This is a genomic window from Streptomyces niveiscabiei, from assembly GCF_001419795.1.
In the GTDB taxonomy this organism is placed as follows: domain Bacteria; phylum Actinomycetota; class Actinomycetes; order Streptomycetales; family Streptomycetaceae; genus Streptomyces; species Streptomyces niveiscabiei.
Genome location: NZ_LIRL01000903.1, coordinates 1 through 9,189 on the forward strand (window position 1 = coordinate 1; position 9,189 = coordinate 9,189).

The 9,189-nt window shown below is 73.1% G+C and carries 8 protein-coding genes and 1 pseudogene; 7 read left to right on the forward strand and 2 right to left on the reverse strand.

Annotated elements, in window-relative coordinates:
• Positions 1 to 908, reverse strand: a pseudogene (locus AOK24_RS36615) (sigma-70 family RNA polymerase sigma factor); the annotation flags it as partial.
• A gap of 200 nt (positions 909 to 1,108) precedes the next feature.
• Between AOK24_RS36615 and radA the strand changes: the two are divergent.
• Together radA and disA are read left to right on the forward strand one after the other, a co-directional pair.
• Entirely contained in the window at positions 1,109 to 2,518 is a 1,410-nt protein-coding gene (gene radA, locus AOK24_RS36620) for a DNA repair protein RadA (protein ID WP_055724269.1), read from the forward strand.
• Between the two features lie 80 nt (positions 2,519 to 2,598).
• Complete coding sequence (gene disA / locus AOK24_RS36625; protein ID WP_055724270.1) at positions 2,599 to 3,723, forward strand: DNA integrity scanning diadenylate cyclase DisA; 1,125 nt, start codon at positions 2,599 to 2,601, stop codon at positions 3,721 to 3,723.
• 136 nt (positions 3,724 to 3,859) lie between these two features.
• Here disA and AOK24_RS36630 read toward each other — a convergent pair whose 3' ends face one another.
• Positions 3,860 to 4,687, reverse strand: a complete 828-nt coding sequence (locus AOK24_RS36630) for a hypothetical protein (RefSeq protein WP_055724271.1) — start codon at positions 4,685 to 4,687, stop codon at positions 3,860 to 3,862.
• Positions 4,688 to 4,935: 248 nt separating this feature from the next.
• Between AOK24_RS36630 and AOK24_RS36635 the strand changes: the two genes are divergently transcribed.
• From AOK24_RS36635 to AOK24_RS36655, 5 genes are all read left to right on the forward strand, one after another.
• The gene (locus tag AOK24_RS36635; RefSeq protein WP_055724272.1) at positions 4,936 to 5,922 is read left to right on the forward strand and encodes an HhH-GPD family protein; all 987 of its coding nucleotides are present in this window, start codon (positions 4,936 to 4,938) and stop codon (positions 5,920 to 5,922) included.
• Positions 5,923 to 6,235: 313 nt separating this feature from the next.
• Positions 6,236 to 6,778 (forward strand): SigE family RNA polymerase sigma factor, encoded by a 543-nt coding sequence (locus tag AOK24_RS36640; RefSeq protein ID WP_055724273.1) that lies wholly within the window; start codon positions 6,236 to 6,238, stop codon positions 6,776 to 6,778.
• Complete coding sequence (locus AOK24_RS36645; protein WP_055724274.1) at positions 6,763 to 7,413, forward strand: hypothetical protein; 651 nt, start codon at positions 6,763 to 6,765, stop codon at positions 7,411 to 7,413. The genes AOK24_RS36640 and AOK24_RS36645 overlap by 16 nt, the downstream gene beginning before the upstream one ends.
• Positions 7,414 to 7,698: 285 nt before the next feature.
• Positions 7,699 to 8,400, forward strand: coding sequence for a two-component system response regulator CseB (cseB, locus tag AOK24_RS36650; protein WP_055724275.1), 702 nt, complete (start codon positions 7,699 to 7,701; stop codon positions 8,398 to 8,400).
• A 19-nt stretch (positions 8,401 to 8,419) separates the two neighbouring features.
• The coding region (locus AOK24_RS36655) for a HAMP domain-containing protein (protein WP_159052115.1) at positions 8,420 to 9,189 on the forward strand (770 nt) is incomplete at its 3' end.

Genomic DNA, 9,189 nt, shown 5'->3' on the forward strand with positions numbered 1-9,189 from the left:
GCCCCGGTACGACCGGCGCGGTCCTTGGGGTCCATGGGGAACCCGCGCCGGTCGTACCGGGGCGCGGCGGCGCCTCGCGCGCGCGGGACGTGCGTCATCGCGACGTACAGGGCCGCGCGGGGCGCCTCCAGGACGGGCAGTTCGGCGGGCGTCACCGCCGCGCCGGGCCAGCGTCCGGGGGCGGCGCGCTCGGCGGCCCGGCGGCAGACCGGGCAGTCGTCGACGTGCCGGACGAGTTCGCGCCGCAGGGCCGCGCTGAGCACCAGGTGGTGGCCGTCGGCGAGGCGGGCGACGCCGGGGCAGCCGCCGGTCTCGACGACGGCGAGCGCCGCGCGCGTGCGCTCGACCTCGCAGGCGGCGGAGGAGAGCAGTTCGCGCGTGGCGGCGGGCTCCTTGCCGAGGACGGCGGCGACCTCGGGCGCGCTGAGCCGGTGCCGTACGGCGAGTTCGAGCGCCTCGCGCTGTTCCGGGCTGGTGCCGGCGGCCTCGGGCCAGGCGAGCAGGGCGAGTTCGCGGCGCCGCTGCTCCCGGACGGCGTCGCCGGTGTCGTCGGGCGCGGGCGTCTCGGTCCGTTCCCCGGAGGCATGACGTTTCTGCTTGGCCTGCGTCAGCCGCCGCAGGCACGACCAGCGCGCGAGCGCGTACAGCCAGGCCCGCAGCTCGCCGCCCTCGTCGGGCATCCGGTGCCCGCGCCGCTCGGCGAAGGCGAGCGCGTCCCCGAGGGTGGCGACGGCCGCGTCGTGGTCGCACAGGACGGCGAGGCAGTACGTGAACAGGCCGTCGAGGTAGGGCTCGTAGCGCGCGGGCGGGCGCTCGGCCAGCGTGCGCGCCGCCTCACGGTCACGCGCCTCCCGTCGCTCCCGGTGCGCGCCGGTCGTACGGGGCGAGGTCTCCGGACTCGTGCTCATCACCCGTGCGACCGTAGGCGCCTCGCGACGCCCCGATCCCGAACCTTGAGCCCTTTTAATCCATACGGGTGAAACGATCCCTCAATAGGGGACACCGGGCGCTCTCCCGTGGCCGTTTCCCGGAGTGACCCGACCGGTTCGCGCCCTCGGTTGTCCACAGGCCGGCCGCGCTGTCGGTGCCGGACGTTACGGTTCCTCCCATGGCTGCCCGTACGAAGACCACCAAGGACCGTCCCTCCTACCGCTGCACGGAGTGCGGCTGGCAGACGGCCAAGTGGCTGGGCCGGTGCCCGGAGTGCCAGGCGTGGGGGACGGTCGAGGAGTACGGCGCGCCGGCGGTGCGTACGACGGCGCCGGGCCGGGTGACGTCCTCCGCGCTGCCGATCGGCCAGGTGGACGGCAGGCAGGCGACGGCGCGCACGACGGGCGTGCCGGAGCTGGACCGCGTGCTGGGCGGCGGTCTGGTCCCCGGCGCGGTGGTGCTCCTGGCGGGCGAGCCGGGCGTGGGCAAGTCGACGCTGCTGCTGGACGTGGCGGCGAAGTCGGCGAGCGACGAGCACCGCACGCTGTACGTGACGGGCGAGGAGTCGGCGAGCCAGGTGCGCCTGCGCGCGGACCGCATCGGCGCGCTGGCCGACGACCTGTACCTGGCGGCGGAGACGGACCTGTCGATGGTCCTGGGCCACCTGGACGCGGTGAAGCCGTCGCTGCTGATCCTGGACTCGGTGCAGACGGTCGCCTCCCCGGAGATCGACGGCGCCCCGGGCGGCATGGCGCAGGTGCGCGAGGTGGCGGGCGCCCTGATCCGCGCCTCGAAGGAGCGCGGCATGTCGACGCTCCTGGTGGGCCATGTCACGAAGGACGGCGCGATCGCGGGCCCGCGCCTGCTGGAGCACCTGGTGGACGTGGTCCTGCACTTCGAGGGCGACCGGCACGCGCGCCTGCGCCTGGTACGCGGCGTCAAGAACCGCTACGGCGCGACGGACGAGGTCGGCTGCTTCGAACTGCACGACGAGGGGATCACGGGCCTCGCGGACCCGAGCGGCCTGTTCTTGACCCGCCGCGCCGAGCCGGTGCCGGGCACGTGCCTGACGGTCACGCTGGAGGGCCGCCGCCCGCTGGTCGCGGAGGTGCAGGCGCTGACCGTGGACACGCAGATCCCCACCCCGCGCCGGACGACGTCGGGCCTGGAGACGTCGCGGGTGTCGATGATGCTGGCCGTCCTGGAGCAGCGCGGCCGGATCAGCGCGCTGGGCAAGCGGGACATCTACTCGGCGACGGTGGGCGGCGTACGCCTGTCGGAGCCGGCGGCGGATCTGGCGATCGCCCTCGCGCTGGCGTCGGCGGCGAGCGACACCCCGCTGCCGAAGAACCTGGTGGCGATCGGCGAGGTGGGCCTGGCGGGCGAGGTGCGGCGGGTGACCGGCGTGCAGCGCAGGCTCGCGGAGGCGCACCGCCTGGGCTTCACGCACGCGCTGGTGCCGGGCGACCCGGGGAAGGTCCCGGCCGGGATGAAGGTCCTGGAAGTCGCCGACATAGGGGACGCCCTGCGCGTGCTCCCGCGCTCGCGTCGCCGACAGGCCCCCCAGAGCGAGGAGGACCGCCGGTAGACTTTGCCCTGGTCTCGCCCGTCCGTACGAACCGTGTGCGCAGGCGGGAGCCCCCCAGAACCTGTGACCGGAGGAGTGCAGTGGCAGCCAACGACCGGGCGGCGGCTCCCGGAAAGTCCGGTGGGAGTGCCGGTTCCGATGGTCTGATGCGCGCCTCGCTGAGCGCGGTCGCTCCGGGCACGGCCCTGCGGGACGGCCTGGAGCGCGTCCTGCGCGGCAACACGGGCGGCCTGATCGTGCTGGGCTCCGACCGGACGGTCGAGGCGATGTGCACCGGCGGGTTCGTGCTGGACGTCGAGTTCTCGGCGACCCGGCTGCGCGAGCTGTGCAAGCTGGACGGCGGGATCGTCGTCTCCTCGGACCTGTCGAAGATCCTGCGCGCGGGCGTGCAGCTGGTCCCGGACCCGACGATCCCCACCGAGGAGACGGGCACCCGGCACCGCACCGCCGACCGCGTCTCCAAGCAGGTCGGTTTCCCGGTCGTGTCGGTCTCCCAGTCGATGCGCCTGATCGCCCTGTACGTGGACGGCCAGCGGCGTGTCCTGGAGGACTCTGCGGCAATCCTGTCGCGCGCGAACCAGGCGCTGGCGACCCTGGAGCGCTACAAGCTGCGCCTGGACGAGGTCGCGGGGACGCTGTCGGCGCTGGAGATCGAGGACCTGGTGACGGTCCGGGACGTCTCGGCGGTCGCCCAGCGCCTGGAGATGGTCCGCCGGATCGCGACGGAGATCGCCGAGTACGTCGTCGAACTGGGCACGGACGGCCGTCTGCTGGCCCTCCAACTCGACGAGCTGATCGCGGGCGTGGAGCCGGAGCGCGAGCTGGTCGTGCGGGACTACGTCCCGGAGCCGACCGCGAAACGTTCCCGTACGGTCGACGAGGCGCTGTCCGAGCTGGACGCGCTGACCCACGCGGAGCTGCTCGAACTGTCCACCGTCGCCCGCGCGCTGGGCTACACGGCCTCCCCGGAGGCGCTCGACTCAGCGGTCTCCCCGCGCGGTTTCCGGCTGCTGGCGAAGGTGCCCCGGCTGCCGGGCGCGATCATCGACCGGCTGGTGGAGCACTTCGGCGGCCTCCAGAAGCTGCTGGCGGCGAGTGTGGACGATCTCCAGGCCGTCGACGGCGTGGGCGAGGCCCGCGCGCGCAGCGTCCGCGAGGGGCTGTCCCGGCTGGCGGAGTCGTCGATCCTGGAGCGCTACGTCTGACGGCGCGTGAGGGGCTCGGGGAGCCCCTCACCGGCGTCGAGGCGCGGGCGCCGCGAAAGGTTAAGGGGCGGGCGCCCCGGAAAACGGCCCCTGTCCGGTCGTACGACGCGCTCGCGCGTGTGGCGGCGACGGGCCGTCAGTCCGCTTCCAGGACGAACGAGGTCTGTGCCTTCGCGAATCCCGGGGCCTTCGCCTCGACGAGGTAGGTGCCGGCGCTCGCGACGCCGGCGGGCGGGGTGGCGCACTCGGGGGCGCTCGGCTTGCGGTCCCACTTCAGGGTGTACGTGAAGGTGGCGCCGGCGGGGACGCGGTACAGGGCGCTGCCGGTGGCTTTGGGGCAGTCGTCGGAGGCCCAGTACGTGTTGTCGCTGCCGGTCTGGGTGATCGTCAGGACGGTGTTCTTCGGGCCGAGGTCGACCTTGCAGTCGCTGCCGGAGCTGTTGCGCGCGATGAAGCGGAACGTCGGCGTCTGGTCGGGCGAGTAGGTGTTGCTGACGCTGCTGAGGGTCCAGGTGACCACGCTGGCCGTGCAGTTGGGAAGCGTGGTGCCCGCCGGGAGGGCGGTTCCGGCGCTGCCGCTGCCGCTGCCGTTGGAGCCGTCGTCGCCCGAGCCGCCGGAGGCTGTGCCGCCGCCCGTGTCGCCGGAGCCGGTGTCGGATCCGGAGCCGCCGCCGTCCGAACCCCCGCCGGACGCCGACCCGTTGGAGTCACCGGGCGTCGACTCGTCGCGCCCGCCCGGGTGTTGGCTGATCGCCGGGCCCGAGGCGGAGGGCCCGGGGGTGATCGAGGAGGCGGGATTCTTGCCGTTGGACCCGTCGGCGCCGTTCTTCTTGCCGCCGCCGCCCGACAGGACGATCCAGGCGACCAGAAGCGTCAACAGGGCCAGTACGGACAGCAGTACGGCCCTCCGTCGCCAGTAGATGGTGGAGGGAAGCGGCCCGACCGGATTGCGCAGAGATCCCACGGCGCAAACTGTACGAGAGATCGCGGCGTTCGCCGTCCCCACCCGCCGCCTGAACCACAACTTTTCCGGATCATCATCCCGGTCGCGCCCGCCGCAACGCCCCCTGGCGCCCTACTCGTTCACAATCGCACCCCTTGCACCTTTGGCCATGGCGCAGAAATCGACGTCCCGCGCGCGTACGCGTGCGCCCCTCCCCCGGGTGACGGCACGCACGCGTGCACCCCTTCCCATGGCAGGATCGAAGAGCCATGACTGCGCCCACGAAGCCCCCGCACACCACCCCCTCCGACGCCGCCGACGACCTGTCCCCCAAAGCCCGCGCGCGCGAGGAACAGCCGCGCGAGCAGCCGGTCGAGAGCGCCGGAGCCCACCTGCACGCCCCGGTCATCGACTGGTTCGACGAGCACGCACGCGACCTGCCCTGGCGGCGCCCCGAGGCGGGCGCGTGGGGTGTGATGGTCAGCGAGTTCATGCTCCAGCAGACGCCCGTCAGCCGTGTCCTGCCCGTCTACGAGCAGTGGCTGGCCCGCTGGCCGCGCCCCGCCGACCTGGCCGCCGAGGCTCCCGGCGAGGCCGTGCGCGCCTGGGGCCGGCTCGGCTATCCGCGCCGCGCCCTGCGCCTGCACGGCGCCGCCGTCGCCATAACGGAACGGCACGGCGGCGACGTCCCCTCCGACCACGCGCAGCTCCTCGCGCTGCCCGGCATCGGCGAGTACACGGCCGCCGCGGTCGCCTCCTTCGCGTACGGCCGCCGGCACGCCGTCCTGGACACCAACGTCCGCCGTGTCTTCGCGCGCGCGGTGACCGGCGTGCAGTACCCGCCGAACGCGACGACGGCCGCCGAGCGCAAGCTCGCGCGCGCGTTGCTGCCGGACGACGAGCCGACGGCCGCGCGCTGGGCCGCCGCCTCCATGGAGCTGGGCGCCCTGGTGTGCACCGCGCGCAACGAGACCTGCCACCGCTGCCCGATCGCCGCGAGCTGCGCCTGGCGCCTCGCGGGCAAGCCGGAGCACGAGGGCCCGCCGCGCAAGGGGCAGACGTACGCCGGGACGGACCGCCAGGTGCGCGGCAAGCTGCTCGCCGTCCTGCGCGAGGCGCACGCGCCCGTGCCGCAGTCCGCGCTCGACCGGGTGTGGCACGAACCGGTGCAGCGCGCGCGGGCGCTCGACGGCCTCGTCTCGGACGGCCTGGTGGAGCCGCTCGCGGGCGGCCTGTACCGGCTGCCGCGCGCCTGAACTCCTCGATCTGATTCACGGTCACCTCACAGCCGGAGGCCCCGCGTCACAGCGGATCCTCCGGCTGTGTCACAACCACCCCCACCCCAAATCGCCACATAGGCGCATCAAAACCCCCACTTCTCGTATCCGATCCGGTGTTCGTTACACAACCGACGGACAGCCGCGCGCTCGCCGCAGGCTGCTCCGCACAGTGCCGTGACAACAGCTCCGTAGCTTCATTGCCATGCCCCGGCGAAACGCGGGGGCCACAGACCACAAGCGGTAAACCGGCACGGAAGTCGGCCGGAACGGGGATCGGAGGCGGTTGGACATGGCGCACGGCGAGGTGCTCGGTTTCGAGGAGTACGTCCGCACGCGACAGGACGCGCTGCTGCGCAGCGCCCGCCGCCTGGTCCCGGACCCCGTGGACGCCCAGGACCTCCTCCAGACGGCGCTGGCGCGCACGTACGGCCGCTGGGAGGGCATCGCGGACAAGCGCCTCGCGGACGCCTACCTGCGCCGGGTCATGATCAACACCCGTACGGAGTGGTGGCGGGCGCGCAAGCTGGAGGAGGTGCCCACCGAGCAGCTCCCGGACGCCTCGGTCGAGGACGCCACCGAACAGCACGCGGACCGCGCCCTGTTGATGGACGCGATGAAGGTGCTGGCGCCGAAGCAGCGCAGTGTCGTGGTGCTGCGACACTGGGAGCAGATGTCCACCGAAGAGACGGCCGCCGCCCTCGGGATGTCGGCCGGGACGGTCAAGAGCACGCTGCACCGGGCGCTCGCCCGGCTCCGCGAGGAGCTGGAGGCGCGGGATCTGGACGCACGCGCGCTGGAGCGTGAGGAGCGGGAGCGTTGCGCGGCGGCCTGACCGAGCCGGAACCACCTGCGGCCCACGGGACCATCCAGGCGGCGATCACGGGCGTGTCCGTGCTCGCCGTCCTCGCGCTGTGCGCCTCCGCCTGCGGGACCGGTGGCACCGGCGCGCGTGACGAGGGCCCGGCCCACGCCGAGGCGGTCATCGGGGCGACGCCCTCGCCGGGCGACTACTCCGACCCGAAGGACATCGACGCGGTCAGTCTCGTCAAGGACGACCCCGCGGTCTCCACCGAGGTCAAGCGCGAGCTGAAGCCGTGCGCCGCCGACCAGTACCCGGTCGACGTGGAGTACGGCAACCTGACCGGCGGCGCCGCGACCGACATCGTGGTCAACGTCCTCACCTGCGCGGACGCCGTCGGAGTCGGCTCGTACGTCTACCACGAGAAGGACGGCCGCTACCAGAACGTCTTCAAGGCCGAGGAGCCGCCCGTCTACGCCGAGATAGACCGCGGCTCCCTCGTCGTGACGAAACAGGTGTACGCCAAGGACGACCCGATCTCCAACCCGTCCGGGGAGACCGTGATCACGTACGCGTGGAGCGCGGGCGAGTTCGCGAAGAGGTACAGCACGCACACGGACTACGGGAACACGGGTACGGAGGCCACGCCGGCGCCTGGTGGGGGTTGAGGCGGTGGAGGGAGCGCCCGATGGCCGATCGGCCGGGGCGCAACCGCCGACCGGCCATGCTTCCCGGACTTTCGGCGGGTTGACGGCGCGTCGCTGACCTGCGGAAATCAAGGTCGGCGAAAAAATCTCCGGTGGTGTGAACCGATCGGCGTGCCCGAAACGATGTACGAGTGAAAGCGCCGGTGAACGAGCCGGGCCGGCGGAGCGTCCCCTTGAGGGGGAGGCCCCGCGCCCAGCGCGGTTCGACCGACAAGAGACCCCCACGAGGACTGTGAGAGCACCCGGATGGCAGACCAGACACACGTGCTGTTCGTCGAGGACGACGACGTCATCCGCGAGGCCACCCAGCTCGCCCTGGAGCGGGACGGCTTCGCGGTCACCGCCATGCCCGACGGCCTGTCGGGCCTCGACGCGTTCCGGGCGAACCGCCCCGACATCGCCCTGCTGGACGTGATGGTGCCCGGTCTGGACGGCGTGAGCCTGTGCCGGCGCATCCGTGACGAGTCGACCGTGCCGGTGATCATGCTCTCCGCGCGCGCCGACTCCATCGACGTCGTCCTCGGCCTGGAGGCCGGCGCCGACGACTACGTGACCAAGCCCTTCGACGGCGCGGTCCTGGTCGCCCGTATCCGCGCGGTCCTGCGCCGCTTCGGCCACGCGGGCGGCGGCGACCGCGCCGAGTCGGACACCCCGGCCGCCGGCGGCGTGCTGACCTTCGGCGACCTGGAGATCGACACGGAGGGCATGGAGGTCAGGAAGGCCGGCGTCCCCGTCGCCCTCACCCCGACGGAGATGCGCCTGCTCCTGGAGTTCTCCTCCGCGCCGGGGACGGTCCTGTCGCGCGACAAGCTCCTGGAGCGCGTCTGGGACTACGGCTGGGGCGGGGACACCAGAGTCGTGGACGTCCACGTCCAGCGGCTGCGGACCAAGATCGGCCAGGACCGCATCGAGACGGTCCGCGGCTTCGGCTACAAGCTGAAGGCCTGAGCGGGGCGGGGGTGCGGGGATGATCCGGAAACAGGTGTCGGCGCTCTGGGAGCGCGCGGACATCCGTACGGGCCTTCGGTGGAAGCTGAGCGCGGCGATCGCCCTGGTGGGCGCGCTGATCGCGATCGTGCTGAGCCTGGTCGTGCACAACGCGGCACGCGTGTCGATGCTGGACAACGCGCGCGACCTGGCCGACGAGCGGGTCCAGATCGCCCAGCGCAACTACGAGGTGTCGGGCCGCCCGAACTTCCCCGGCGTCAAGATCGACGACCGGGGGCTGCCCCTCGAGCTGCGCCACAAGGTCGAGGAGGGGCGGCGGGCGACGTTCGTCTCCGACCGCAGGAGCGGGGGGCCGGACATCTGGGCGGCCGTGCCGGTGAAGGACGGCAGGGTGCTCTCCCTGCACACCGGGTTCACCGACCGCAGCACCGACATCCTCAACGACCTCGACCAGGCCCTGATCATCGGCTCGATAGCGGTCGTCCTCGGCGGCAGCGCGCTCGGTGTACTGATCGGCGGCCAGTTGTCGCGGCGGCTGCGCAAGGCCGCCGCCGCCGCGAACCAGGTGGCCAAGGGCGAGTCGGAGGTCCGCGTGCGGGACGCGATCGGCGGAGTCGTCCGGGACGAGACCGACGACCTCGCGAGCGCGGTGGACGCCATGGCGGACGCGCTCCAGCAGCGGCTGGAGGCCGAGCGCCGGGTGACCGCGGACATCGCGCACGAGCTGCGGACGCCGGTGACCGGACTGCTGACGGCGGCCGAGCTCCTGCCGCCCGGGCGGCCCACCGA

Bases quoted from the DNA above. Each gene is read 5' to 3' on its own strand.
- AOK24_RS36635 (WP_055724272.1), top strand. From the start codon at position 4,936: ATGACTGCGCCCACGAAGCCCCCGCACACCACCCCCTCCGACGCCGCC.
- AOK24_RS36640 (WP_055724273.1), top strand. From the start codon at position 6,236: ATGGCGCACGGCGAGGTGCTCGGTTTCGAGGAGTACGTCCGCACGCGA.
- radA (WP_055724269.1), top strand. From the start codon at position 1,109: ATGGCTGCCCGTACGAAGACCACCAAGGACCGTCCCTCCTACCGCTGC.
- cseB (WP_055724275.1), top strand. From the start codon at position 7,699: ATGGCAGACCAGACACACGTGCTGTTCGTCGAGGACGACGACGTCATC.